Here is a 25,649-nt window from a genome sequence, read left to right on the forward strand (position 1 = left end):
GACTATATCTGACAGTGGGTAAGCTTAGTTTGCCCAAGCCTCTGGAGCAAATAGATAGCCTTGACCCCATACTGTCTTGATTCTAAATGGTGTTTCGATATTATCTCCAAGCTTTTTTCTAAGACGAGATATTCGAACATCAATCTTTCTATCTTTACCATCAAAGTCGATATTGAGTAGGTATTGATAGATGTATTGACGACTTAGTACCTGTCCAGCCTGAGAAGCGAGTAACCAAAGCAACTCAAATTCATGGCTGGTCAGATCGACCTCTGTTTCTCCTAAACGGATAGCTTGGGTGTGAGGATCGATACTTAACTTTCCAAAACTTAAGCAGTGTGACTCAACCTTTGGTGGTTTTGCTGTTCGGCGTAAAAGGTTATTAATTCGCGCGATAAGTAGAGCTGGATCAACAGGTTTGACGACATAATCATCAGCACCTAACTCTAAGCCTTTAATTTGATCTTCATTTGAGCCAAGTGCACTCATAAGTAAAATAGGACCTGCAAAATAATCAGGCAACTTTTCGCACAGGGTTAAGCCATCCATTCCTGGCAACATAATATCAAGAAGTATGATATCGGGCTTATAGTTAATAAGCCGAGTTAAAACCGTATCTCCTCGGCGTTCTACTTCAACGTGCATTCCATGCGACTTTAAATAATCCACAATCAAATTGGCAAGGCGGATATCGTCCTCTACCAGTAAAACTCTATGGGTAGATTGGGGGTCGGTCATTAGAATAAGCTCCATGGGTTGCGGTAGCGTCGTCGCACTTTAGGCTCAGCAGCCGGTGTGACTTTGAGTTTGACTCCAGCTAATGTTTGGTGTGTTTCTTTATCAATCATCACAAATTGAATATCGTCAGTAGCTTTTATATTCAAGGTTAATGAGTGAGTATCCGCTGACTCGGCACACCACTTTGCCATCTCTTTGTAGTCAGACAAAATACAGATGGGTCTAAAATCTTTATTTTCCCATTCTAGCACTAGGGTAAGTTCACACATAAGCTCATCTTCAGAAGTTATGCAAAACTCAGGGGAAAGTTTGAGTTTGGAAGTGATTTCATCATCTAAATCATCGGCAACAGCGTAGCCGCTCAATAATATGAGGCTCAGTATTCCAACGGGTAATAATCTATAAGCTGACACAAGTACCTGAATTAACACACGTATTAAAACCTATAGGCTGTGCCAACAAAAAAGGTACTGGTATAATCTTCATTAAGCAGTGGACTTGCAACTATTTCGTCAGCAATTTGCGTGTATCTGGCAAGAAACAGTAATTTCCAATGATCGGAAAGCACATAATGACTCGTGAGCTCTATCCCCGTATTGAGCGCAGACTCCGCTTTGTAGTTTTCGCTCCAATACGCATTCTCTGAAGGCCGAATACCGTAATAATAGTCAACAACCTCTTCACTCTTCCAGTCGAAGACAAGCGCTAATTCAAAGTTCCACTCATCTATAGCAAGGTTATAAAGCCACTTTAATGATGCTTCAGTACCTTGGTGAACATTGAGAAGATCATGTGTCAAAGAGAGATTAACTATGCCTACTCGCGTATAAATATAGGCTTCAACGCCACCAAGGTAGGTAAAGTTACGGCTTCCCAGTTCATCGATATTCAGTGTCGTTGGCTCTTCGCCCATCAATGTTGGTTGAATCGATCTTGATAAGACGCCGGGCTCGAATTTATTCGTGCTTGTAAGAAATATGTTAGAGGGATCCCAACGATGAAAGAAAGCACTGTCAGTACTAAAGCTGGTGGTCAGGTTTATGGTATATCTTTCATCTTCGGCTAAGGTGTAACCGATATTACCGTTGTCGAAATACCAAGAATCACCGTAATAAGCAAAGGTCGGAGCTAAATAGATAGGAATATCATCATAATCTTTAAGAGGATTACTGCGAGAGCCGTAGCCGAATGCTAGGCCTACATCCCATCTGCCGATTTCGATACACTCATATTCAGTGCCGCAAGAGTCGACAGTGTCTGCCCAAGCAAAAAGGGGAAATAGGATGCATGTTAGCAGTATTGCTCTAAGCTTTTTCATGTTGCCCGTTTATATACTCATCACAGAATTAACATAATAAGTAACAGAGTATCATCTGTGGTTCGTTTAGGTAGTTTTTTAACGCTAACTGATGCAAAATGATACAGCGGCGCTTCATTTGTGGGGGTAGTGTTTACACGAACACCTGTTGTGAAAACAGTTTTTATGTATTTTGTTGCGGTCGTGTTTTGTCCCTGTTTCTATCTCGTGTGTTCAACCTATCTCAGAGTCCGTATTAAGCAGTCGTTTCGGACAGCTCTCATTGATTACTCAACAATCTCTTCGAAATGCTCACAAACATAGCTGCACTTCAAAGATGATGAGTCGTTCACTGCACACCTAAAGCGTGCTTTGGACTTAAATCGCTGTTTTATGTACAGCTTCTAAAATTTCATTTTTGGTTGATGGCTTTAAAATATATCCTTGCAGGCCTTGTTCGGCCCACTTTTTAATGAGTTCTTTATTTTTATTACCTGTTAATGCAATTACAGGTACTTCTTCGCCACCATTAATGGTCTTTATCTGCTTGGTGGTATTGATACCATCAAGGTTTGGCATAAATAGATCCATCAAAATTAATGAATATTGGTTAGCGCGTATTTTTTTCAGAGCACTGAGTCCATCTCCTACATCATCAACTTGATAGTCTTCTTTAGCTAACACTCTGACTAACATATCTCGGTAAATTTGATTATCTTCGACGACGAGTATTCTTTTCGCCTTATTTTCACTATCGCTGGCTTTAGTGGCTTTATCTATTACGCTGTTCTCACCTGTTATTGCTTCTGCAATTGTTGCGGCGCTAGGGAGTTTTACACTGTTTAATTCAATGGCTTTACTTTCTAGTTCTTTAAGCCCAATTTGCTTAGATAACAGCTGCTGTATCATGTCATCTAGGCCTGTTTTTATATTTGTCTCAAGTTCTGCAAGAAGTGGTTCAATGTGTGTCTTATTTATCTTCTCTATCATTGCTTTGGATGTGATTTTAGTCGTTTTAGTATCTTCTATTAGGTTAGTTTGAGAGTCCGTAATATCTTGTTTGCACTTAGCTATTGAATCTAATAAAGACTGTTTACACTGACCTCCAGAGTCAATGAGGCTCGCTAACTCATCGTTGACATATTCAAATTGCTCATCATTTAACCCTCTATACTGCTCTGCTGATTGGCTGACCATCAATCCATTGTGGACAATCATTTTTAGACGAAATTTTTCATAAAGTGGTTGATAAACAAAGTAGTTGTCGAATAAACCTTTGATACAACTTCTGAAAGCGACTCCTGACTCTCTGTTCTTGCATAGCAGAATGCCGTAGTGAGGGTAGTTTAAGTGTGTGTCTTGAATGAGTTTCGTATATAGCTCGATGCTTCTTTGAACACTTGAGAGTGCAAATAGGATCACTGATGGTTTAATTATTTTGATTTTTTCACCGATCTCGCTGTTGAGCAGCACAGTTCGATATTCATCGACTTGATCGGCAATAATACTTGCAGCGCCAAGAATATCATCTTCATTTTCATAGATCATGATCACCTTAGGCTGCCGGCAAGCAATTTTGACGTTATTTTTCATTAGCTATTACCCCATGTATCTGCTGTAAGGCAACTTTAATATTTAAGATAAGCTCTCTGCATTCAGGTTTATTGAGCTCATTTCCTGACTCTTCTAATGTTTGTAACAGGTGTGATACTTGCTCGGCTCCGACCGCTTTTGCAGAGGTTTTGAGAAAGTGAGCTTCCTCTTTGATATCACTGAATTTACTTCTGTTATAGAGATCTGCAATTTTTTGCAAAGAGGATTTTGCCTGCTTTAAAAAATCAATCTCAAACTGTCTTATTAGCTCAGGTTCATCTCCAATGAGCTCAATCATGACATTTCGATTTAAGATCTGTTGATTCCCTTCATTCATATCTATCCCACCTGTCTATTCCTTTAGCTTTCTCGTCAAATAGCACGAGTAAAAAAGTGCGTGCTTGTTAGTTTAAATATCATATTCCTCATGAAACTCTGTGGCAGCAGAGCGCTGTAAATACCATTTGTTCATCACTTTTTTTAGGTCTTTAAGTACTATAGGTTTACTGACAAAGTCATTCATACCCGTGGAGTAACAATGCTCTGCGTCACCAGCCATTGCTGCACCTGTTATGGCCACAATTGGAATAGACTCTTTGTTTTGTTCCTGCTCAATTCCCCTAATTTTTTTTGTCATGTGGTAGCCATCAAGATTTGGCATATGGCAGTCAGTTAAGATAATTTTATAGTCTGCTGACAGCCACCTTTCAATACCATGCACCCCATCATCAGCTAGATCACACTGGTAGCCTAAAGCGGCGAGTTGCTTAGCAATCAACTTTTGGTTTAATGGGTTATCTTCTACCACGAGAATGTCACTTAGCGACTGGCAATTTGCTGAATTCGGAGAGGTTGGGGGGAGGGTATCTGTCTCTAACTCATCGAGATCTAAACAGAGCTCTTTGTCGATAACCTTCTTTAGGGATGCAATCAGCTGACAACGGGTCATAGGTTCTATTGATATTAAAGTCGCTTGTGGCATGAGCTTTCTTGCTTGGCTCATTTGAGAAGCATCAACACCAATTATAAGGTTAGGGGATTGCTGGTAGCTCTGGTAGATATCGATGAGTGATTGTTGATGACGTTCAATATCATTAACTAACAAGAGTACGGCATCACTAGAGCTGACCGTTGAGCTGATATTATCAATCTTAGATACAGTAACTATCGCTTTTTCACTCTCGAGATGTCGTTTAATATTGAGCTGGCGTTGATCGGCCTGCTTCTCGAGTTGAACGATGGCAATTTTGGAGGCACTAAGGTGGTAACTGTCATCTGGTTGCGGAGTCTTTGAATACCAGAAAGGTAGCTCAACACGAAATGTTGAACCCACCTCTGGTGAGCTTGAAAGTTCAATCGCCCCCCCCATTAAATTGGTTAGCTTACCGCATATGGCCAGACCTAGGCCTGTGCCACCGTATTTTCTAGTGGTAGAACGCTGGGCTTGTGTGAATGGGGTAAAGAGTTTTTTTTGTGTCTGTTTATCAATACCTATTCCGTTATCTGAGATGCTGAACGCGATGCGATAGACGATATTATTGTGTTCAACGACTTCAGCCTTTAGCCTGACTTGGCCTCTTTTATTGCTATCTGTGGAGGTGAACTTTATAGCGTTACCAAGCAAGTTAAACAGTATCTGCCTGACTCTAAGGGCATCCCCTTCCATAAACCTTGGAATGTTAGGATCCTCTTCAATATGCAGTGAAATTTGCTTCTTATTGGCTACTGGCAGAAATATTTTTACAACATTATCTATGGTTTCAGCAATGGAGTAATCCCGCTCCTCTAGTTGTATTTTCCCTGCCTCAATTTTATTGATGTCGAGTATGTCGTTAAGAATGGCAATTAAATTATTTGCCGATGTGGCTGCAGTTTCAATGAGCTCAGTAGATTCTGGTGTCTGTTTGGATAAGGTGAGTAAGTCTAAAGAGCCGAGAACGGCATTCATTGGCGTTCTTAATTCATGGCTCATCATGGAAAGAAACTCACTCTTGGTCTGATTGGCTTGTTCGGCTCTCTCTTTTGCTTGTTGCAGCTCTAAAGTTCTGAGGTTTACTCTCTCCTCGAGCTCATTATTGATCTCTTCTAGCTCTTTTTGAGCGACAAATATAGGCGATTGGTCAATACAGACCCCATCAATTCTAGATATATTATTTTTTCTATCTTTGCCTACCTTGCCTTTTCCCAGAATGTATTTGACCTCTCCATCAGGCAGGATTGTACGGTACTGCATACTGAAGGGGGTGCCAGTCGTTAGCGAATGCTCGACAGCGGCTAAAACTTCTTCAGAGTCTTGTGGATGAAGCCGGTCTACCCATCTTTGTAAGTTACCAATATCTTCAGGGTTAAGCGCAAACATATCATTAGCTCTTTCATCCCAGTTCCATTTCCATACTTGCTCAGTATCTAGCTCTGCACGCCAGTTTCCTATATTACCGGCATCGAGAGCCAACACTTTTGATTCAATAGCATCTCGGAGTGCTAAATCGTTTTCTTTCTCCTCTGTGCAATCAATTAGTGAACCAGTAATCGTTAATAGCTCACCATCTGAGAGAAATGCTTCACTGTTGAGTTTGTACCAGTGCTCTTTCCCTTCCTTAAAAATTCGATACTCAAAATTGATCTGAGAGCCTGGAGTGATATCTTTTTCATTTAATTGATTAAATTTATAACGATCTTTTTCGACGGCTAATGCTTTAAATTGTTGCCAGCAGAGTTGAGTATCAAGTTTTACACCAATGAGGGATTTTAATTTTAAGGAGAAATAACTGCGTGCTGATTGCGGGGTATATTCCCAAGTCCCTATATCGGCTCCTTTCATTGCGTGGTTTAATCTATGCAGCTTATTCCTGATTAAGTTGCTTTTTATCTGAGATTCGTGACAGGTGTTCACGGCTAAACAGTATTCATCGGGAGAGCTTAAGCTTGCACTGATTGCTACGTTAACGCTGTATTTGTTTGGGCCTAAAATTAAGTATGAGAGAAAGTTATCTTGATTAACGAGGTGCTGTAAAAAAATACGATGACATGACTTAGCTTCAATATCGAAAAAATTAAAGATTGTATGCGCCATCATATCGTTTAAAGAGGCATCAGAAGTATGGAATGTCTCTGTGAAACATTGATTTATAAAAACAATTCCACCGAGTCTATTACACACTAAAATGGGAAAAGGAGTCGCATTCAATGCTGAGTAATCGTACATATCCTTTTGTACTCTCTAAAAGTGGGGCTTATTATGATTAAGCCTAGCCGCTATAAAAAAATTCACCTTGCTATAAGGCATTTTATTTAAATTATCTACCGCTTTTTTGATCTCGATTGATATGAAAACCTTTTTACAATCATAAAAAAAAGTGTGTAAAGTTATCTTTTGGGTGTGAATGATTATTGGAGTTTAATATGGATTTTGAGGTACAAGGAGAGATAGAGGTTCGCCATAGTCACGCTGATGATATCGCTGCAATACACGGTATCTACTCACAGCGTTCTTGTTATAGTGGAACCTTACAACATCCATATCCATCGATAGCGCTTTGGCAAAAGCGCTTGAGTGACCTTCCTGAAAATAGCCATAGTTTAGTCGCCGTTATTGACAATCAAGTCGTCGGGCAAATTGGTATGGAGGTGATGTCGAGCCCGAGGCGTAAGCATGTGGCTAATATAGGCATGGGGGTCGATGAAAAATTCCGCGGTCGGGGAGTCGGCGAAGCTATGCTCAAGGCTGTAATAGAGCTCGCTTATAACTGGTTAGCGATTAGAAGGATTGAGCTGGAGGTTTATACCGATAATCACGCCGCCATTGCCCTTTATAAACGAAATGGCTTTGTTATTGAGGGGGAAGCTCGAGACTATGCATTTCGTGCTGGTGAATATGTCGATGTCTTTATGATGGCAAGCGTAAAAGATTAACTCTCAAAGAGCATATTCAGCGCTAATGCTCAGAGTATTAGCTGATTGAAATGTTCAGCATAAGCAATTGCTTTAGCTCACCAGAAATGAGCAAGGGCTCAGCTTTAACTGAGTCCTTGTACCGTCTAAGAGCCAGACTTTTCTATAATAAAATCGATAGCTTCACTGTTGAGAGGGCGCTTCGAAAGGTAACTGGTTCCTCCCGAGTGTTTAATCAAGAAGCCCTGTTTAGTGACAGTGATTTCATTGGTGTCATGCCAATTAATCTTACTGTCGACATAGAGAGAGTGAGTTATCACTCCCTCTTCATTGACAGTTAGGCTGACTTCATTACCTGCCGCCTTGCTCATCATCTGACGCCACAGCCACCACGTTTTTTTAAATTTGACGTGAAATGCCTCTAAAACGCCTAAGCCTACGAGAAACCAGGATGCATAAGCGTTTGTATATGTGAGTAGCAATGCAACGCCTATCAGGAAGAAGCCGATTGCCTTGGCATAGGCTTTTACTGAAAAATCGAGGGTCACAGACTCATCGAAACATTCATTGAAATGCTGTTTATCTAAAATGTAGTTGGTGGTGTAGCTAAATGGCTCTTTCATTAATTCATTGTGGCTGTGATTGTAATTTTCCCTAGTTTAACGGATAAACAGAGTTTTCAGCTATTCAATCTAGGTAATTTGTGCAGATGCTGGCTAAACTTAAAATCAGATTATGGTATTTAAGAGAAAAGCTAATGTCTTGTGTTCCAAAAGGCTATGTAAGCTACAAGTCGACAAAGGTGTTTACCAAAACCTCAACGCCAGCAGCGCTGCTTGAACCTCATATCACTAAGCCAGGGTTTTACGAGCAGGTCCATGTTTTACATGGAGAGCTGGCATTTTATGGTTATTGCGATAATCATACAAAAACAGATAAGCAGGTAAGAGTTAAACAGAATGAAACCGCCATATCCCACCCCTATTACTGGCATAGAATAGAGCCTCTAACTGATGACACCGAGTTTGAAATTCATTTTTTTAAGAAGGTTTAGTATCTCTAAGTGGGGGAGTGTTTTTTAATCAGCCATTCAGAATGAACTGTGATATGTACAATATACCTGCGGTTAACAATTCTTAACATGACATTCACAAGGTTAAAAGGTAGAGTGGAAGCTCATCCACAATTCTCGCATCTGATTGTATTGGTGCATTTTTTAATCTAGAAATTTGGCTAAACATATATAAAAGTGACTAGCCTAGCAGTATTCAAGGAAGAAACGAGTAAGGAGAAGGTATGTTAATTGGAAGCATAGCCGAACTGTTCTTCTGGTTTTTCTGGGACCTATTATTGTCTTTTATTTTATATACAACGGGTGCTCTAGTATTAAGGGTTGTTTCATTTGGGCAAGTAAAAAAGCCCCTTTTTGTTCCCCATGTATTTAGTAATGAAAAACGTTTGGCAAAGAATGACTTTTTTTCAGCCTATATATCTGGATTCTTTTTCTATTTAATCTTGTTAGCTTTGATTGTCTGGCTAAAGTAATTTTGCTCATAGAAAACAAAGCTGTATCAGCAGATTGATTATACTGTCTACTTAGTTATGTTATCTGTTTTGTGCTTTATGACATGTTAATTTCTACTTTTGAGTTGTGCTGGCAAGAGGGAAAGATTGAGGTGATCAAGCTCAATACTTTTAAGATAAATAGACTCAAACCTCGGGCTCAAAGCTGCGTGCTATTCATATCGATTTCTCTGTGAGGGGATATCACTCAGGTATTGCACAAATTCCACTTCATATCCATTTGGGTCTAGATAATAAACATTTTTTCTAAACTCATCGATAGCGCCATCTTTGTCTGCTAAAAATCCAGCCTGAGCTAAACGTTCGATCACTGCATCAATATTACTGGTAACAAAGGCAAAGTGAGCTAAACCAACCTGGTGACCAGTAAGGTCTCGATTTTGACCGACTCCATCGTCGTTAAAAGTGAGGTATTGATAGTCATCACCAAAATGTACCCAGTTACGTGGCTTTCCGTGCCATACTCCTTCGCCTCCACCCCTTACTGACCAGTGCGGAAAAGCTGCTTGATAGAATTTTAGCGTCGTTGGGATATCTTCCACTACTAAATTCAGATGTTCCAGATGTAACATAACTCACTCCTATTGTTCCTATTAGAACGTGTTTAATTATTTAACTGTTTTCCATTATAGGAAAGCTCATGGTCTTCTACATGCCGTAGCAATACTCTTGTTGTTTAGGGTATGGGGTGTTCTCATGTCTAGTTCTGATCTCTGCGAGTGCCTCACTGTATTGATTGAGCATATACATGCTGTAATTAATTCTTTGCCTTAGGTCTTGATCTCTATCCTTTATCACTGGATTGTCTAGCTCGGAAGTGTTGAGCACATCATTTACATTACGAATGATGAGATGATCAGGAAGTGCGACGAGTTTATTGTTTTTCAGCGCATTCATGCGTAGCTCTGCAATAGGGTAGGCCCCACTAATCCCACTGACAACTGAGACTAATAATGCCGGTTTATGGGCTGTGTCTTGGTTATCACACATCAAAAGAAAGTTTTTCAGTAATGGCGAAGCCATTCCTCCCCACTCTGGAGTGATTAATACCAAGGCATCTGCACGGCGAACTTTTTGGCTAATAAGTGGCCATGGACTGCTTTGCATTGATTTACTCTCCTGTTCACCATCCCAAAAAGGTAAGTCGTAACGGCAAAGCTCAATATGGCTTATGTCGTTAAATTCAGATGAATGCTTAGCGATATAGTTAGCCACTTTAGCGCTTTGTGAATTTTCTCTTTGGCTGCCACTGACGATGAGTAACTTCATTTAATAAACCTTTTTCTTTATTAAGTGTTTTGTAATGTAAATGCTTTACATAAGTTTGTAAAGGGTAAAGTAAATAAAAATGTTTACTTAATATCTGATTCAGTAATAATAGTAGGCCTGCTAAAGGTGAGATATTTTATGAAAACCAGTGAAAGAATCATTCAACTGCTAAAAGTTCAAGGGCCTTTAACTGCCAAAGTACTGGCGAGTGAGTTGTCCTTAACAACCATGGGTGTACGTCAGCATATGCAAGGTTTAGAGGATGATGGCGATGTGATCTTTGAGGACAAAAAAGCGGCTAGAGGGCGTCCAACAAGATACTGGTCGCTGACACCTCAAAGTAATAGTCATTTTTCTGATACTCACGAAGAGCTGTCTCTACAGCTGATCGATTCGGTGATCACAGTGTTTGGTGATACGGGGTTAGACAAGCTGATTAGCCATAGAGAGCAGGCATCACTTTCACTCTATCAAACGAGTTTACAAGATAAGACTAGCCTTAAATCAAAGCTTGATACGCTTGCTGAGATCAGAAGTCGCGAAGGTTACATGGCGACAATTGTTGAAGATGGAGACTTGTTTTGGTTAATGGAGAACCACTGTCCAATTTGCGCAGCAGCGAGCAAATGTTTGAACTTCTGTCGCTCTGAGCTTAACTTGTTCCAGACGATTTTAAGCAAGGAGGCCAAGGTTAGTCGTGAGGAGCACATTATAGAAGGCGCAAGGCGCTGTGCTTACAAAATCACACCCTTAACTCAAATCTAAGTACCTTGACTGACTAGGAAGAACCGATAGACAGATTATGGAATCAAAACGTGCAAGGCTCGACCGTTTTCTAAGCAGTGAGCTAAATATCAACCGCAAAGACGTTCGCCTTATGCTAGCCAAGGGGCGAGTTTTCGTTGACGGTGTGATTGCGAGAGATATTCAGCTTCCTGTTGATGAGTTTACCCATGTGACCTGCGATGGACAGGTACTTAAAGATAACAGACCAAGCTATGTGATGTTGCATAAACCTGTCGGCGTGGTTAGCGCGACAAAAGATGATAAGCATAAGACTGTCATCGATCTGCTTGATCGCGAAGATAGTGATGAGTTACATATTGTTGGGCGTCTTGATCTCAATACATCGGGTTTACTACTATTGACTAATGACGGTCGGTGGTCCAAGAAACTCATGTCTCCGGAGTCAAAGGTGGCTAAACGTTATCGAGTTACCTTGAAAAACGCGATCAGTGAGGATTATATCGAGGCGTTTGCTAAAGGCTTTTATTTTGAGTTCGAAGATATTACCACTCAGCCAGCTCAGCTTGAGCTGATCTCTGAACATATTGCTGAAGTGACTTTAACCGAAGGTAAGTATCATCAGATTAAGCGAATGTTTGGTCGCTTTCGTAATCCTGTTATAGGCTTACATCGAATTTCAGTGGGAAACATCATACTCGATCCTCAATTGACACCGGGAATGAGCCGAACCTTAACTCAGCAAGAAATATTGCTATAGAGGCGAGCTATTTAACAGCAAGGCCCAAGGCCGCTGCTTATTAGTTATTAGTCATTAGATATCCTGGCTCACCTGCTGACTCATTCGGTATTCATCAACTTGGGCTATCACTAATATTGACACCATAAATTAACGTTGACAGCTCTGGGTCATGCTTTTTTTTATCGCGAGATAGCGCTTTACCCTCTGCCGTGTCATGTAATTTGAGTATTTTAGGTGCCTTAGGGCTCCTTTTTTGGCTTTGAGGTTTAAAAAATAGGTAAAGCTCAATTCTGTGATCGAGATCGATAATCTATGCCTGAGCCTCGCAGCTATCAGTAATGGCTAAAGTAATAACTGCTTAAGTGTGTGAGGAGTGTCTCAATTGATCACCTAAATGTGAGGTGAGTTGTTTGCCGCTGTTGGTTAAAGTAAAGTCTCGTTTTTTACCTTTGTAATCATTTGAAACTAAAGTGTAATTCTTGATTTTTTATGGGGATTGCTGCGCTGTGTAAGTTGTAATTGTAGATTTGCTTGGCCTAAGTGCTTGCACTAGAATCCGCGTCGCTAAGATTAACCAAAGTTAATCTAGTGCGACGATACCCTCGTTGCTACCTATTCTATTGATTACTTCCTGTAGGGGAATTCAATGTCTACACAGCTTACAAACTCTCTCGCAAATCCCGCTCCACTTGGTTTGATGGGATTCGGTATGACCACTGTCCTGTTGAATATTCACAATGCCGGCTTCTTTCCGATTGACTCAATGATATTGGCTATGGGGATATTTTATGGTGGTATCGGTCAAGTGCTAGTTGGCTTGATGTGTTTTAAGCGTGGTGATACTTTCGGCACAACAGCATTTACCTCATACGGCTTGTTTTGGTTGACCTTAGTTGGCCTGTTAGTGATGCCTAAAATGGGGCTTTCTGAGCCAAGTTCCGCAGGATTTATGGGGTGGTACCTAACATTGTGGGGGATTTTCACAGGCTTTATGTTTATTGGCTCATTGCGTTACCCACGTGCTAAGCAGGTAGTTTTTGGCTCGCTTACCATTCTATTCTTTCTGCTTGCAGCAAGAGATTTTACTGGTAGTGAACTAATAGGAACCATTGCTGGTATCGAAGGGATTTTTTGTGGCGCGAGCGCTATCTATTTTGCTATGGCTCAGGTGTTAAATGCTGAATATGGCCGTACTATTTTACCTGTTGGTGAATTGAGCAAAGATTAATAGATTGATAAATAGTTTTATTTTGTTGAGAGGAGCTTAGCCGCTTCTCTCAATTATTAATCGACACCCCAGCGAAACCTGCATGTTCGCTCCTTGATTATTTAGAAAAGCACTTAAGAGTGATAAATCAGTTTAACCTTTTCATTCAATTGGTTGCCATGTTGTCGTTTGAGGGGAGGGACACTCAGTGCTTTGGAAAAATAGCCACTTTTGAGCTAAGTTAAGTGTAATTATACTTATCTTAAGGCATTTTATGCCCAGTGCTTGGCAGTCCGTTGAGCGTACCTTTCTTATCGCTGTAAGGGAATCCTTTATAGCCCTGCTGCCATTCCTGTTCGTTAATTCATTTATGGCCCTAGTTCTAGCGCTCGTTAACTTATGGCATCCAGTTTGGCTAGAGGGCCAAGTTTATGTATGGCTCACCTTGTTTATCGAAAGCTTACTCAGCTTGTTTCCTTTGCTTGCTATCTTGTCGCTCTCATTTCATTTTGCCAAATACCTCAATGTTTCAGCTGTGGTTGTAGCATCAATATCCATTGGTTCTTTGATGGCACTGCATATTAACCCTTCAGTGCCGTTGGAGAGTGTAGAACAGTTTAATGAGATGTTTAGCGACCCCAGAGTTTTACTCTTACCTATTATTACTGCATACCTGCTTAAATTTACAGTCTCTATTGAACGCTTGAAAATCGTCACTAGTACCAGTTTAAGCAGCTACCTTAAGTCGCACCTAAATTTAGTTATTCCAATGCTTTTCTGTTTCTTTTTTGTGTCTTGCTTTGTCTATGGAGCTACATATTTACTAGAAATGATTTTTCAGCCTTTATTTCTTGCCTTGACTGACTCTAGCTCAGTTGTTCAGTTATTTATTAGGGTGTTGATGACCCATACCTTGTGGTGCTTTGGCGTTCATGGCGATATTGCTTATATGATGATTGTTGGTGCTGATAATGGCTTACAGGAGCTAATACCTAACCTAACAATCTCTCAGTTTATGGATCTGTTTGTTCTCTTTGGGGGCAGTGGTTCAACGCTCTCTTTAGTGATCGCTATTTTTGTATTTTCTAAAGATCACAACTCGTTGAATATTGCCAAGCTCTCTTTGCCTTTTACCCTATTTAATATCAATGAAATCCTAATCTATGGCTTGCCTATTATCTTCAACCCTAAGCTCATTCTGCCCTTTGTATTACTGCCTATATTAAATACCTCGCTTGCCTATCTAGCTATCTCATCAGGCATACTTGATTTTACAGGTGGATCATTTCCTTGGGTAACACCGGCACTGTTAAATGGCTATATTGCAAGTGGGAATTTTACTGTGGTTGGTTTTCAGTTTTTACTTATTATTATGGGAGTATTTATCTATCTTCCCTTCGTTAAGCAGTTCAACTTATTGAAGGCCAATAAGGCTTTTGAGCATGATTTAGTGAATAAAGTGAAATTGCAAAATGATATGGAACGTATTTCGGAGAGAAATTATAGTCGGCAGCAATCAGCAGTATTAGCTGCCAATAGGAACCTTGAGAAAACACTCAAGGAGGTACTTAATGGCGAGTTGTTGCTCTACTATCAGCCTAAGATAGAGGTATCTACCAATAAGGTCGTTGGCTTTGAAGCCTTGATAAGGTTAAAGCGTGAGTCCGGTGAGGTGGTTGGCCCCTACTTTATTCAGGAGTTTGAGCAGGCAGGTTATGCCAAGCTCATTGACCATTTTGTAATTAATACCCTTGCTATGGATCTGTCTCGATGGCAAGCAGAAGAGTTTTTCCCAACTGTAAGTATCAACTTAAATCCCAATAATATTTTAGACAGCCAAACTCAAGCGCTACTCATCGATAAGCTTGGCGAGGTCGCTGATAAAGTCGAGATTGAAGTATTGGAATCTGCATTTATGCATGATTTAGAACATGTTGAATCGTCGATTGCTAACTTGCGAAGCTATGGCTTTAGGTTTTTGCTCGATGACTTTGGCACAGGTTTTTCGAGTATCAGTTTATTGAGCCGCATTAATATTGATGGCGTCAAATTAGATAGAAGTATCTTAGAGAATATTACCCATGATAAAGGGAAGACGCTATATAGACATACTTGTATGTTGTGTCAAAGCTTAGGTTTTTCACTCGTTGCTGAAGGGGTTGAAACAGTCGCTGAAGTTGAATTTATAAAGCAAAGTGGTGTGGATTATGTTCAAGGTTGGCTTTACGCTAAAGCGCTGCCTCGCCAGGAGGCGAAGCGTTACGCAATATTATCATCACTGTTAGGCGTAAAAGCTAGTGAGTCCCATTAATCTGTAGGGAAGTTTGAAAAAAGGGGCGAAGCCCCTTTTATTTTATAGCTTGTTCTAGCTTTCGCTTAAACTTAACGATACTTGCTTAGCTTCTTTGCAGCTTGAGTAGCCACTTTCCGTATAGGTAGATACCTACGGCAGAGATAGTGCCGATAGCAGCAATGATATACCAAGCCATACCAATATTATGAGTATTGTAGAGCAAGGTCGTTAGCTCTTGTGCTGGTTCGCCTGTGTAGGCTACAAGTGTCGTAAAGGCTTCACCCTGAGGAATTGCACTCACGTCGCTGGCGCTCATGCCACGCTGAGCGAGTAGTTCCAATGAGAAGATCTCTTTCGATGCATAAATCTCATAGAGTTTAGGGCCAAAGTATCCTTCAAGTGTCCAGCCTATACCTTGAGGCAACATAACAAAGCCTAGATACATGGCTTTTTTACCTTCAGGTGCGATATTGCCCATAAACTCATTCTTTTTCGGGCTAATCATCATCTCACCGAATGAGAACATAGCAATCGCCAGTACCATCATCCAAGCAGCATTAGTCGCGCCAATAAGGAAAAATGCCAAAATACTCAGTAAGCAGCCACCTAACATAGCTGTTGTAATGCGGTATTTAGCTGTAAGGGCTGCAACAAGGAAACAGGAGGTCATGATCATACCCGCATTGAGGTTGAGCATACCCTCAGGCATCACTTTTGTACCTGTGTTATCAAGTCCTAGCCAGAACTGTAATATTCCGTTGGAGGTCCCCTCTGGACCAAACAGTGAGGTAACAATCACGCTAGTATCTACCCATTCGGCAATATGGATGGGTAATACATCAAATAGAGAGTTAAATAGAAACCAGAAACCTGCGAAAACGAGCATGTAGTAGATAACAATTGGCTTTTTTAACTCATGCCAAGCATCTTTCCAAAGCACCTCTTGATGGATTTCACCGGCTTTAATTTTACGGTTACGTTCTAAACGTTCCTCTTTACCCGGCTCTTTATAAGCGAGTAAAAATAGGAAGTTAAGAGAGATAATTGCAGCACAAGCATAAAATACATTATCCCATGATAGCTGACGCATATGCACTGCAACTAGCGGACCTAAGAATCCACCAATATTGACCACCTGATAGAAGATACCCCAAGCCATTGAGGTGTTTTGCCTACCCGTCGACAATACTAGTGTGCCTTGAATGCCGGGTTTAAATACCCCTGTACCCGCTGCGAGTAATATTGCACCGAAAAGGAAGCCGTAAAAGCTTGGGAAGAACGCCATGACCAAGTAACCAGCAATCTTGATTAAGGTTGAGGCGAAGATGGTTTCCTTATAGCCGACTCGGTCTGAAATACCACCTGTAAATACAGGAATAAAAGTCTGCATCATTGCCCAGATAGCGATAATGATACCGTAGTCATTAAGGCTGATCCCAAGACCGCCTTCTGAAACAGGTGCTTTAGCATAAAGACCCGCACTGGCTTTCACACCATAATAGGCAATGCGCTCAACGAGCTCCATGCCGCCAACTATCCAGAAAATATAACTTAAACTGGCAATAGAGGCCCACATGCCCAGTTGTTTCACTTCCCGCAGATCATTGTCTGCATAAGCATCTTTGGAATCGCTCATCTTCTTCCTTTAAATATTATAATTATTAGCTTGTTATTAATGATATTTGTTAGCTTGCTACTAATGATGTGGCTATGTTGAATTATAATGTTTTAAACGCACATCTTGATTGTTTTTAGGTTGTTCACTTGTGATAACACTCGACACTTTACCTAATTTACTGCAAAACACCAAAACCAATCTCATAAACTTATTTAAACAGCAGTATCGCTAGTCTTTATCAGTTGTTAATCTTATGTTTGAAGATACTGTTTATTGTGTCAGTTTTAATTTAGGGATAGATAAAATGCAGCTTGATAAAGAAAGAAGAGTGACTAAAGAGATAAGGTTCATAGCAGAGAATGAGCTACATAACTTCTTTGAGTATCTAAGCCTGCAAATTGCAGAAAATGGTCAAGGAGACGTTCCCCTGTTTCAACCAATGTCGGCTGATGTTTCTGTTATGTCTGAACAGATGAAGCTGAGGTTTTCTCAGGGAGTGGCTACTCATTTTCCCGATGCTGGTTGGAGAAAACTGTGGATTGCTACTGATGAGAAAAAGCAAATTTGTGGTCATATAGATTTAAGGCCCTTAGCCGAAGCTCATACAGAGCACAGAGCCCTATTAGGCATGGGAGTACATAATGATGCTAGACGCACAGGTTTAGGTAAACAGTTGATTAAAACCATAGTGTCATGGGCAAGAGATGAAACTGAGCTGCAATGGATTGATCTCTGGGTGATGTCTAATAATCTGCCTGCTATCGCTCTTTATCAAAAGACMGGTTTTATCAAAAATGGTGAAATAGAGGACATGTTCAGGATAGATGGCAATTCATATTCCTATATCAATATGAGCCTGAAGCTGTAACTTTTCCCGTGTTCAATGGCTTGCCTGCGAYCCCTACATATCAAAAGACAGGTTTTATCAAAAATRGTGAAATAGAGGAYATGTTCAGGATAGATKGCAAYTCATATTYCTATACTAATATACGTCTTAAATTATGATTAACTCAAATAGAAACAGCTAATGTCCAATAACGGATAATCATTTATATAGTTTTAAATATTATAGGAGTTGCAGCCGACTGAAAAGTAATGACTTTTACTCTCGATGTAAACGGGAGATGTAGGTTTATCTTTGCCTTTTGCTTTTTAACATCTCCTCTTCAGCCTATTGAACTATAGTTAATCGGATATGTGTCAAAATGACAAGCGCCAAGGAGTATGGGGCTTACGTTTATCTGTGTCATGAATGGAGGCTGGACATGAATCATTATTTTAATAATATGCCACTAGCGAGAAAGTTAACGTTTGTTCTCTGTGCTGTTGGACTCGCCCCAGCGATTATTATCGCTTCTCTAGCCCTTTTTAATAGCTCACAAGCCTTATCCAATGACAAATCATCAGCGTTAACTGCGGTGGCAGAACTGAAAACGAGTATTATTAGTCAATACTTCAATACCGCGCAGTCACAGTTAGAAAATTTGAGTCGGAGTGGCATGGCACGGAATGCGCTTAATAGTTTTTCCCAAGGCTTTCATCAATATTTAGCTGAGCATCAAGCGCTAAATACGAATACGTTAAGGCAATACTATCGAGATCAGTTTGGTGCTAAATATCTGTCTGACACAGCACAGAAAGTTGATGATGCAGGTTTAGTATCATCGCTTTCTGAGGTTGCCGTTGCATTGCAAACAAGTTATATCAGTTTGAACCCTTACCCTTTAGGTGAGAAAGATAAACTCACTGATAACGGCGTCTCGACTCTCTATGATCGTGCCCATAAGCAGTACCATCAAGACTTCAGTAGTTATGTTTCTGAGTTTGGATATTATGATATTTTTCTTATTGATGCGCAGAGCCATCAGGTTGTCTACTCTGTTTATAAGGAACTGGATTATGCGACGAACTTAGAGTCTGGTCCCTATATGACAAGTGGACTTGCACAAGCTTATCGAAATGCTGTTACCAATAAGTCTACGGTGTTTGTGGATTATGCTCCCTACACTCCCTCCTATGAAGCGCCAGCAAGCTTTATTGCCAGTCCTATTTTTGATGGAGAGCAGTTGCAAGGTGTATTAATTTTTCAGCTCCCGCTAGATCAAGTATCGCAAGTCATGAGTTCGACATTTGGATTAGGTAAAACGGGTGAGTCTTATCTGGTCGGTAGCGATCATAAGATGCGCTCCGATAGCTTCTTCGACACTAAATACTCAGTGAAGGAATCTTTTAATTCTTACAGTAATGTTCAGAACAGTACTCGCCAAGTTGATAAAGCCTTAGCGAATGAATCAGGTTTTATTGAAAGTGCAAACTATCAAGGAGAGGAAGTTGTCGCGGCTTATGCTCCCTTAATTGTTATGGGCAGCCGATGGGCCTTAATTGTTGAGCAAAGTACGGGGGAGGCTTATGCCGCCATCTCCTCACTGAGATTGTTATTTATCTTTATGATGTTGGGGTTATTAATTTTTACGGTGTTAATTGCCATTAAATTCGGCCGCTCTATCGCATCGCCCATTCAAGACTTGTCGGCATTTATTCTCGACTTGAAATCTCAATGGCGATTTTCAATGCGCACTAAGGTGTCTAGTGCTGATGAAACTGGTCAGGCGGCTAAAGCCCTTAATGAGATGCTAAGCTCGCTCGACTCTGCGGTGCAGGATATCAATGGAACGGTTGAAGAGTTAGCAAAAGGTAACTTCAAACGAAGAGTCAATACCGAGATGGCGGGTGATCTGGATGATCTTAAATGCACCATTAATGATTCAGCTCGATCCATTACTGACTCTATTGATGATATTGGTCGTGTAATGAAAGCCATCGAGCTTGGTGACTTTACTCAAAGAGTTGAAGTGAATGCTCAAGGGCAATTACTCGAGCTGAAAACCATGGTAAATACTACAGCTCAAAGCACCGCTATGTTTATCGATAATGCGGTAGCTGTGATGCAAGGTGTTGAAGCTGGGGATTATAGCGTTCGGGTCTCAGTGGAGACCTCAGGTGAGCTAAATACGTTCAAGCATGTCATAAATCAAAATATTCAAAACACTGCATTAGTTATCGAAGATATAGGCCGAGTAATGCAAGCTATTCAACTTGGGGACTTTACTCAACTTGTGAATGTACCCGCCCTGGGGCAGCTGCATACACTTAAAAATACGGTTAATCAGACAGCAGAAGGTATGGCGAACTTTATTCAAGATACCACAGGTGTTATGCAGCAATTAGAGGCTGGGAATTATAGCGTCAGGGTTAAGGTGGATGTAGCCGGAGAGCTGGATACGTTTAAACATGCCATTAATCAAAATATCGAAAACACAGAGCTGGTTATTAATGACATTGTGCAAGTGATGCATGCAATTCAGCAAGGGGATTTCACTCAAGCCGTGAATGTACCTGCCCAGGGGCAATTAGATACCCTGAAAGTGACCATTAACCAAACGGCAGAAGGGATGGCGAGCTTTATTCAAGATGCGACTGGTGTGATGCAGCAATTAGAAGCTGGTGACTACAGTGTTAGGGTTAAGGTCGATGTAGCCGGAGAGCTAGATACATTTAAACACGTTATTAATCAAAATATCATGAATACACAAACGGTGATCTCAGAGATCGGCTGTGTGATGCAACAAATTCAGCAAGGTGTCTACGGTAAACAAGTGGAGTGTGATGCTAAAGGGCAACTTGCTCAAATTAAAGATAGTGTCAATACGGCCTCTAAAATCACCGATGATATTGTTCGTGAAATTATTCAGGTGATGGAGTCACTGGCTCAAGGTGATTTTAGTCATCAAGTTTCAGTAGATGCCAAAGGCGATTTAGCCAGGTTGAAGCAGAGTATTAACTTGGCAGCGTCTGGCACTAAGGATGTCATTGATAACATCATTCATGTAATGAAAAAAGTTGCTGAAGGTGAGTTTGACCAACTCGTTACCGTCGATGCTAAAGGGCAGCTTTTGGATTTAAAGCAAGGCGTTAATTCTGCTGCAATTGCTTGCGATCAAGTGGTGAAGGCGATATCTCAAGTGATGGAGTCTTTAGCTCATGGCCAACTGGAGCAAAGGGTGACAATTCAAACTTATGGAGACTTCAATCAATTGTCTGGGGCTGTTAACCAAACCTGTGATGCAATCGAAGCAACGCTCAATGAGTCAAAAGAGGTGATGGAAGCCGTTGCGGGAGGTAATCTGTCACAGTCATTTAATATGGCGGTAGAGGGGGAGTATGCAGCCTTAAAGCAGAGTATCAACCGCACGGTTGATAACCTTGTCGCTATGATTGATGAGATCCGTAGTGCAGCAGATGTGGTTAATCATAAAACTCAGGAAGCTTCGGATGAAACATTTGGCCTCAATCAACAGGTCGATGAGCAAGTTGCAAGTGTGGAAAGTATTGCCAGCTCGATGACTGAGATGCAATCGTCTATCAATAGTACGTTAGAAAAGGCCCACCAGTCGGCGAATATGTCAGTGCAAGCTCATAAATATGCTATTGAAGGTGAGAGGGTGGTCGATGATGTCATTTTAGCAATGAATGGCATTACTCAATCTAGCGCTAAGATGTCAAACATCATAGGGGTTATTGACGAGATTGCATTTCAGACTAATCTACTTGCGCTCAATGCCGCTGTAGAAGCCGCCAGAGCTGGCGAGCAAGGTAGAGGTTTTGCTGTAGTTGCAGGTGAAGTTAGAAATCTTGCCCAGCGTAGTGCTAATGCAGCTAAAGAGATATCCAACCTTATCAATGACTCTGTTGAAAAAGTGAATGCAGGAGCTGGCCTAGTCACTGAATCTGGTCAATTGCTTAAAGAGATCACCGTCTCTAGCGAAGGTGTGAAGAATAATGTCGATGAGGTGACGCTATCAATGAAAGAGCAGCAGAGCCAAGTGCTCTACGTGTCTGAAGCGATGGAGAATGTCGACAGCACTATTCAGCAAAGTGCAGCGATGCTCGAAAACCTTAATCAAAATGTCGGTGATGTGAAGCAGCAAGCTACTAGCTTACTCAAGTTGATAGAGAGGTTTCAGACCCAGTCACCACAGATGCTCAAAGTTGTGTAATACCCGTTGTTTAATCCCTTTACGGGGCACGCAAGGTTGAAGAGCAGCTATTTTACCTAAGCTGCTTTTTACTTTGCTTTGTAACGTCTCTTTGTAGCTGTTGCACTTTTAATTGGCTAGTTAGGCTCACTAAAATGAACGACAGAAAATACTTTAACTGACAATTGCTTAGACCAATAGTCGCAAGGCCAGCCTGCTTTGTTCTTCAAGGCATCAAGAAAGTGCTTTGGCTGCGGTAGTTGTTGCCATACCTGAGGTAAAAAAACGCTCCTTTTATCCCCTTCTGAGAGTAATACACCAAGCTTATTAATACTCAAATACTCCTCTAGTTGAGCTTGACTGCTGACATCGATTGCTGACAGCGGAGATAGTAATGATATCTCTATACGTACTTGTTCAAGTTGCTCCTCTAGCAAAGGGGAAAACCTTCTATCATAAAAAGCACTGCTGGTGGCTAGATCTGGAATGCTTTGGCTTAAAGGGCGATCGCTTTCAATTGTTCCAATGCAACCTTTAAGCTCGTCATCAATAGTTAGGGTGATGAAGCAGCCTAGGGGGAGGTTAAGTATTGATGGGTCATCATTTATGCTTGATAGCGTAAACGTGTGGTTCGAGGCAAAGCTGTTGATTAAGGTATCTCGGGCTAATTTCAACAGTTTTTGTTGCTCAGTTTGGCTAATATTAATCGATGACAAAGCTGGCATAGCCGACCACCCGTTCTTTATCTCCTGCGCTTGTGTCACCTGAGTTTCTATAGCTGAGCTGAGTAATATTGAGGTTATGGCGTCTGGCTTGTAAGGCTATTGCGTTTAGTGCACGGCAACCGCAAGCCTGCTCAGAAGAGATATCACAGCTGAGGGCTAACACTTTTTGGCAGGTCTTACTGTCTATGTACAGCGCCTCTTCATATTGGTGAAAATGACTCAAGTCAGTACTAACCACTATCAAGGTTTCATCACCTCCCCATACTCGCTGTAGAATGTCCGCCATGATATTGGGCATGATATCGCCGACAACTATGGGGATTAGCGTGAATTCGGAGATTAGGTGCTGAAGAAAAGGAAGCTGTACCTCTAGGCTGTGCTCGTTTTGGTGTGGAAGGTCGGAAGTGGTTACGCCCTCATAGGATGACAAGCTGTTTATGCTGTGTTTATCGATATCTAAAAAGCCTAAAGGAGTTTCAAAGTGAGTCATTTCAGGTAGGGCGCAGCCTTGCAAGTAAATGGTATGGGCTGGGCCGATTAAAACAACTCGCTTAATCTTATTAGCGTTAGCGCCGATACTGGCAAAGGCATGGGCTGCTACCTCACCTGAATAGATATAACCTGCATGAGGAACAATAATCGCCTTAGGGCGCTTGCTGGATAGGTCTTGCTGTGTTCCCACTTTTGCTAAGTAACTTTTGAGCTGTTTAGTCAGCTCGACAGGATCTGCTGGGTAAAAAAGCCCAGCGACAGCGGGAGAGCGAGTAGAGCTAAACATCTGATACCTTGGCAGAGGTTTTAAACTAGGCTTTAAGTATAGGCCAAGGTGGACACATATAGATGATGTCTAAAACGAGTACGGTAAAGACGAACTACTGGCATCAATTGGAGGATGGTAGAGTTCAGTGCGATCTTTGTCCTAGGCATTGCCAGCTACGGGAAGGCAAACGGGGAGTGTGTTTTGTCAGGCAAAATATTGAAAATGAAATAAAACTGACTAGCTATGGCCGTTCCAGTGGGTTTTGTATCGACCCCATAGAGAAGAAGCCACTCAATCACTTTTATCCCGGGAGTTCTGTGCTCTCTTTCGGCACTGCTGGCTGTAACCTCTGCTGTAAATTCTGTCAAAATTGGGATATTAGCAAGTCACGAGAGTTTGATATTCTAGGCTCAAAAGCCAGTCCTGAGGCGTTGGCGGCGACGGCTAAGCGCATGGGCTGTAAAAGCATTGCCTTCACCTATAATGATCCGATTATTTTCCATGAGTACGCCATCGATGTTGCCCAGGCTTGTCATGAGCTAGAGTTAAACTCAGTTGCTGTGACTGCAGGCTACATCTGCCCCGAGCCAAGAGCCGAGTTTTTTAAGTTTATGGACGCTGCCAACGTAGATCTTAAGGGCTTCACTCAAGACTTTTATCATAAGATCTGTAGCGGAAACCTGAACGATGTACTCGATACTTTGTTGTACCTTAAACATGAAACTCAAGTCTGGTTCGAGATCACTACACTATTGATCCCCGATGAAAATGACAGCATCAAGGATTTAGAGCTTCAGAGCAGATGGATAGCCGATAATTTAGGGGCGGATATTCCACTGCACTTTAGCGCCTTTCACCCAGACTTTCATATGTTAGACAAATCTAGAACGCCAACATCGACCTTAATACGCGCCAGAGAGATAGCCTTAGCTCAAGGCCTTAACTATGTTTACACTGGTAATATTCATGATAGCGCTGGTGGGAGTAGTTATTGCCCAAGTTGCCATAAACTCGTTATCAACCGAGACTGGTATGAGCTGGGTGAGTATCACTTAGATCATAGTGGCAAGTGCCAGCACTGTGGCACACACATACCTGGCAGGTTCAACGGCCCTTGTGAGCATTTCGGTAGAACTCGAATTCCGATAAAGATTGGGTAAAAGCAGAGGGCAAGCAGTAAGTTATAAGTGGTAAGTAAAAGCATTGGTAATACGTTATTTTAGGCATTAAAAAAGTGACCCAAAGGCCACCTTTCTACTCGTTTTTTATATCACGTTGATATTCAGCCTGTATTGATATGCCGAAGGGAATTAATTTTATTCGGCGGTCGGGAAAATCCCAGTTACAGCTATACAAGCTGTAAGTGATTTATACGAAATTCCATTTCCGTTGCCATTCCCATTACCGTTGCCATTTCCGTTACCATTTCCATCGTCCGTTTGAACCACTATGTGCTGGCGCAGATCGGGTAACGCAAAATCCTCAACCCCGTCTCCGCCATAAGTTGTTCCAAGAAGGGAGAACAAACTAGCGTTCTGAGCAATGGAGAGAAGTGAACCATCAGCTTCAACCCAATGACCTGAGCTATTGCTGGTGGGACAAAAATCAAAAGATACAAATTTAATTTCACCTAAAAATGGTTCATCTGCCTGAGCAAATGTGGAAGCCATCAGCAGTAGGAATGTGATCACTAAAGCTGGAATTTTATACTTAGTAGCTATCATAGTACTTTCCTTAAAATGAAACTGATGTCAGTCAATTTCGACACTCGAGCAATATAAACACTATCCCTATCATTGATTAAACTCCGGTTTTATAATCAAATTATGATTCCCGTGTTATATATTCAACTCGATTATTAGCAGTAATAAATATAGTACAGGGTGAATGTTTTATTGTATTAATAACGTATAAGAAATATTTTAATATATGGCCTTAGTATATAGGTAAATCACTTTAACTTTGGGGGCGTGTAAGTCATTAAGTTGATTGTAATCGTTTGATTTTAATCGGTTTGGTTGGTTGATGATTATTTGGGGAGTAACAGAGGGGGATTTATTAAAATTCAGCCCTGTAAAATGTCTACAAAGTTGTATTTGCTGAAAATAAATTTATTTATCTTCTAACAACAATATAAAAAGTTAGCATTATC

23 protein-coding genes are annotated in these 25,649 nt (G+C 41.1%); 10 read left to right on the forward strand and 13 right to left on the reverse strand.

Annotation, left to right across the window (positions count from 1 at the left end; all coding sequences use genetic code 11):
* Window positions 1-24: 24 nt before the first annotated feature.
* From BM736_RS00395 to BM736_RS00420, 6 genes are all read right to left on the reverse strand, one after another.
* A complete protein-coding gene (locus BM736_RS00395) occupies window positions 25-738 on the reverse strand; it encodes a response regulator (RefSeq protein ID WP_076407459.1) in 714 nt (237 codons plus the stop codon).
* Complete coding sequence (locus BM736_RS00400) at window positions 738-1,151, reverse strand: DUF3019 domain-containing protein (protein ID WP_076409758.1); 414 nt, start codon at window positions 1,149-1,151, stop codon at window positions 738-740. Before BM736_RS00400 ends, BM736_RS00395 begins: the two co-directional genes overlap by 1 nt.
* 23 nt (window positions 1,152-1,174) lie before the next feature.
* Window positions 1,175-2,056: a MipA/OmpV family protein gene (locus BM736_RS00405; protein ID WP_076407460.1), complete on the reverse strand. Its 882-nt coding sequence runs from the start codon at window positions 2,054-2,056 to the stop codon at window positions 1,175-1,177.
* A gap of 357 nt (window positions 2,057-2,413) precedes the next feature.
* Window positions 2,414-3,628 carry a response regulator gene (locus tag BM736_RS00410; protein ID WP_076407461.1) on the reverse strand — a complete coding sequence of 405 codons (1,215 nt, stop codon included), beginning with the start codon at window positions 3,626-3,628 and terminating at the stop codon, window positions 2,414-2,416.
* Window positions 3,618-3,965, reverse strand: a complete 348-nt coding sequence (locus BM736_RS00415) for an Hpt domain-containing protein (RefSeq protein ID WP_076407462.1) — start codon at window positions 3,963-3,965, stop codon at window positions 3,618-3,620. Before BM736_RS00415 ends, BM736_RS00410 begins: the two co-directional genes overlap by 11 nt.
* A 72-nt stretch (window positions 3,966-4,037) precedes the next feature.
* Window positions 4,038-6,833 (reverse strand): PAS domain-containing hybrid sensor histidine kinase/response regulator, encoded by a 2,796-nt coding sequence (locus BM736_RS00420; protein WP_076407463.1) that lies wholly within the window; start codon window positions 6,831-6,833, stop codon window positions 4,038-4,040.
* Between the two features lie 197 nt (window positions 6,834-7,030).
* Here BM736_RS00420 and BM736_RS00425 point away from each other — a divergent pair, with 197 nt between their 5' ends.
* Entirely contained in the window at window positions 7,031-7,540 is a 510-nt protein-coding gene (locus BM736_RS00425) for a GNAT family N-acetyltransferase (RefSeq protein ID WP_076407464.1), read from the forward strand.
* A gap of 125 nt (window positions 7,541-7,665) precedes the next feature.
* Here BM736_RS00425 and BM736_RS00430 read toward each other — a convergent pair whose 3' ends face one another.
* Window positions 7,666-8,142: a YcxB family protein gene (locus tag BM736_RS00430; protein ID WP_076407465.1), complete on the reverse strand. Its 477-nt coding sequence runs from the start codon at window positions 8,140-8,142 to the stop codon at window positions 7,666-7,668.
* Between the two features lie 134 nt (window positions 8,143-8,276).
* Between BM736_RS00430 and BM736_RS00435 the strand changes: the two genes are divergently transcribed.
* Window positions 8,277-8,573 carry a DUF1971 domain-containing protein gene (locus tag BM736_RS00435; protein ID WP_076407466.1) on the forward strand — a complete coding sequence of 99 codons (297 nt, stop codon included), beginning with the start codon at window positions 8,277-8,279 and terminating at the stop codon, window positions 8,571-8,573.
* A gap of 242 nt (window positions 8,574-8,815) precedes the next feature.
* Window positions 8,816-9,064 (forward strand): hypothetical protein, encoded by a 249-nt coding sequence (locus BM736_RS00440; protein WP_076407467.1) that lies wholly within the window; start codon window positions 8,816-8,818, stop codon window positions 9,062-9,064.
* A gap of 191 nt (window positions 9,065-9,255) precedes the next feature.
* Here the strand turns inward: BM736_RS00440 and BM736_RS00445 are convergent, their stop codons facing one another.
* Together BM736_RS00445 and BM736_RS00450 are read right to left on the reverse strand one after the other, a co-directional pair.
* Window positions 9,256-9,675 (reverse strand): VOC family protein, encoded by a 420-nt coding sequence (locus tag BM736_RS00445; RefSeq protein WP_076407468.1) that lies wholly within the window; start codon window positions 9,673-9,675, stop codon window positions 9,256-9,258.
* Window positions 9,676-9,751: 76 nt separating this feature from the next.
* Entirely contained in the window at window positions 9,752-10,372 is a 621-nt protein-coding gene (locus BM736_RS00450) for an NAD(P)H-dependent oxidoreductase (protein ID WP_076407469.1), read from the reverse strand.
* A 138-nt stretch (window positions 10,373-10,510) separates the two neighbouring features.
* On the opposite strand from BM736_RS00450, the gene BM736_RS00455 reads away from it, so the two are divergent.
* From BM736_RS00455 to BM736_RS00470, 4 genes are all read left to right on the forward strand, one after another.
* The gene (locus BM736_RS00455; RefSeq protein ID WP_076407470.1) at window positions 10,511-11,137 is read left to right on the forward strand and encodes a metalloregulator ArsR/SmtB family transcription factor; all 627 of its coding nucleotides are present in this window, start codon (window positions 10,511-10,513) and stop codon (window positions 11,135-11,137) included.
* Between the two features lie 37 nt (window positions 11,138-11,174).
* Window positions 11,175-11,876 carry a pseudouridine synthase gene (locus BM736_RS00460; protein ID WP_076407471.1) on the forward strand — a complete coding sequence of 234 codons (702 nt, stop codon included), beginning with the start codon at window positions 11,175-11,177 and terminating at the stop codon, window positions 11,874-11,876.
* 628 nt (window positions 11,877-12,504) lie between these two features.
* Window positions 12,505-13,086 (forward strand): GPR1/FUN34/YaaH family transporter, encoded by a 582-nt coding sequence (locus BM736_RS00465; protein WP_076407472.1) that lies wholly within the window; start codon window positions 12,505-12,507, stop codon window positions 13,084-13,086.
* Window positions 13,087-13,339: 253 nt separating this feature from the next.
* The gene (locus tag BM736_RS00470; protein WP_076407473.1) at window positions 13,340-15,376 is read left to right on the forward strand and encodes an EAL domain-containing protein; all 2,037 of its coding nucleotides are present in this window, start codon (window positions 13,340-13,342) and stop codon (window positions 15,374-15,376) included.
* An 85-nt stretch (window positions 15,377-15,461) separates the two neighbouring features.
* On the opposite strand, the gene BM736_RS00475 is transcribed toward BM736_RS00470, so the two are convergent.
* A complete protein-coding gene (locus BM736_RS00475; RefSeq protein WP_076407474.1) occupies window positions 15,462-16,994 on the reverse strand; it encodes an MFS transporter in 1,533 nt (510 codons plus the stop codon).
* A 286-nt stretch (window positions 16,995-17,280) separates the two neighbouring features.
* On the opposite strand from BM736_RS00475, the gene BM736_RS00480 reads away from it, so the two are divergent.
* Window positions 17,281-17,844, forward strand: a complete 564-nt coding sequence (locus BM736_RS00480) for a GNAT family N-acetyltransferase (RefSeq protein WP_076407475.1) — start codon at window positions 17,281-17,283, stop codon at window positions 17,842-17,844.
* A gap of 397 nt (window positions 17,845-18,241) precedes the next feature.
* Window positions 18,242-22,033: a methyl-accepting chemotaxis protein gene (locus BM736_RS00485; protein ID WP_076407476.1), complete on the forward strand. Its 3,792-nt coding sequence runs from the start codon at window positions 18,242-18,244 to the stop codon at window positions 22,031-22,033.
* Window positions 22,034-22,149: 116 nt separating this feature from the next.
* Here the strand turns inward: BM736_RS00485 and amrA are convergent, their stop codons facing one another.
* On the reverse strand, window positions 22,150-22,737 hold the full coding sequence (gene amrA / locus BM736_RS00490) for an AmmeMemoRadiSam system protein A (RefSeq protein WP_076407477.1): 588 nt from the start codon (window positions 22,735-22,737) through the stop codon (window positions 22,150-22,152).
* Window positions 22,715-23,515: an AmmeMemoRadiSam system protein B gene (amrB, locus tag BM736_RS00495; RefSeq protein ID WP_076407478.1), complete on the reverse strand. Its 801-nt coding sequence runs from the start codon at window positions 23,513-23,515 to the stop codon at window positions 22,715-22,717. Before amrB ends, amrA begins: the two co-directional genes overlap by 23 nt.
* Window positions 23,516-23,577: 62 nt before the next feature.
* Between amrB and amrS the strand changes: the two genes are divergently transcribed.
* Complete coding sequence (gene amrS, locus BM736_RS00500) at window positions 23,578-24,657, forward strand: AmmeMemoRadiSam system radical SAM enzyme (RefSeq protein ID WP_076407479.1); 1,080 nt, start codon at window positions 23,578-23,580, stop codon at window positions 24,655-24,657.
* A 156-nt stretch (window positions 24,658-24,813) separates the two neighbouring features.
* On the opposite strand, the gene BM736_RS00505 is transcribed toward amrS, so the two are convergent.
* Window positions 24,814-25,221: a phage tail protein gene (locus tag BM736_RS00505; RefSeq protein WP_143562284.1), complete on the reverse strand. Its 408-nt coding sequence runs from the start codon at window positions 25,219-25,221 to the stop codon at window positions 24,814-24,816.
* Between the last annotated feature and the right edge of the window lie 428 nt (window positions 25,222-25,649).

It is taken from the genome of Shewanella sp. UCD-KL12 (assembly GCF_001957125.1).
Lineage (GTDB): Bacteria > Pseudomonadota > Gammaproteobacteria > Enterobacterales > Shewanellaceae > Shewanella.

Excerpts from the sequence above, each read along its gene's own strand:
- BM736_RS00430 (WP_076407465.1), bottom strand. The coding sequence starts at position 8,142 with ATGAAAGAGCCATTTAGCTACACCACCAACTACATTTTAGATAAACAG.
- BM736_RS00420 (WP_076407463.1), bottom strand. The coding sequence starts at position 6,833 with ATGTACGATTACTCAGCATTGAATGCGACTCCTTTTCCCATTTTAGTG.
- BM736_RS00445 (WP_076407468.1), bottom strand. The coding sequence starts at position 9,675 with ATGTTACATCTGGAACATCTGAATTTAGTAGTGGAAGATATCCCAACG.
- BM736_RS00450 (WP_076407469.1), bottom strand. The coding sequence starts at position 10,372 with ATGAAGTTACTCATCGTCAGTGGCAGCCAAAGAGAAAATTCACAAAGC.
- BM736_RS00405 (WP_076407460.1), bottom strand. The coding sequence starts at position 2,056 with ATGAAAAAGCTTAGAGCAATACTGCTAACATGCATCCTATTTCCCCTT.
- BM736_RS00435 (WP_076407466.1), top strand. The coding sequence starts at position 8,277 with ATGTCTTGTGTTCCAAAAGGCTATGTAAGCTACAAGTCGACAAAGGTG.
- BM736_RS00485 (WP_076407476.1), top strand. The coding sequence starts at position 18,242 with ATGAATCATTATTTTAATAATATGCCACTAGCGAGAAAGTTAACGTTT.
- BM736_RS00410 (WP_076407461.1), bottom strand. The coding sequence starts at position 3,628 with ATGAAAAATAACGTCAAAATTGCTTGCCGGCAGCCTAAGGTGATCATG.
- BM736_RS00465 (WP_076407472.1), top strand. The coding sequence starts at position 12,505 with ATGTCTACACAGCTTACAAACTCTCTCGCAAATCCCGCTCCACTTGGT.
- amrA (WP_076407477.1), bottom strand. The coding sequence starts at position 22,737 with ATGCCAGCTTTGTCATCGATTAATATTAGCCAAACTGAGCAACAAAAA.
- amrB (WP_076407478.1), bottom strand. The coding sequence starts at position 23,515 with ATGTTTAGCTCTACTCGCTCTCCCGCTGTCGCTGGGCTTTTTTACCCA.
- BM736_RS00460 (WP_076407471.1), top strand. The coding sequence starts at position 11,175 with ATGGAATCAAAACGTGCAAGGCTCGACCGTTTTCTAAGCAGTGAGCTA.
- BM736_RS00455 (WP_076407470.1), top strand. The coding sequence starts at position 10,511 with ATGAAAACCAGTGAAAGAATCATTCAACTGCTAAAAGTTCAAGGGCCT.
- BM736_RS00470 (WP_076407473.1), top strand. The coding sequence starts at position 13,340 with ATGCCCAGTGCTTGGCAGTCCGTTGAGCGTACCTTTCTTATCGCTGTA.
- BM736_RS00425 (WP_076407464.1), top strand. The coding sequence starts at position 7,031 with ATGGATTTTGAGGTACAAGGAGAGATAGAGGTTCGCCATAGTCACGCT.
- BM736_RS00440 (WP_076407467.1), top strand. The coding sequence starts at position 8,816 with ATGTTAATTGGAAGCATAGCCGAACTGTTCTTCTGGTTTTTCTGGGAC.
- amrS (WP_076407479.1), top strand. The coding sequence starts at position 23,578 with ATGATGTCTAAAACGAGTACGGTAAAGACGAACTACTGGCATCAATTG.
- BM736_RS00415 (WP_076407462.1), bottom strand. The coding sequence starts at position 3,965 with ATGAATGAAGGGAATCAACAGATCTTAAATCGAAATGTCATGATTGAG.
- BM736_RS00395 (WP_076407459.1), bottom strand. The coding sequence starts at position 738 with ATGACCGACCCCCAATCTACCCATAGAGTTTTACTGGTAGAGGACGAT.
- BM736_RS00475 (WP_076407474.1), bottom strand. The coding sequence starts at position 16,994 with ATGAGCGATTCCAAAGATGCTTATGCAGACAATGATCTGCGGGAAGTG.
- BM736_RS00505 (WP_143562284.1), bottom strand. The coding sequence starts at position 25,221 with ATGATAGCTACTAAGTATAAAATTCCAGCTTTAGTGATCACATTCCTA.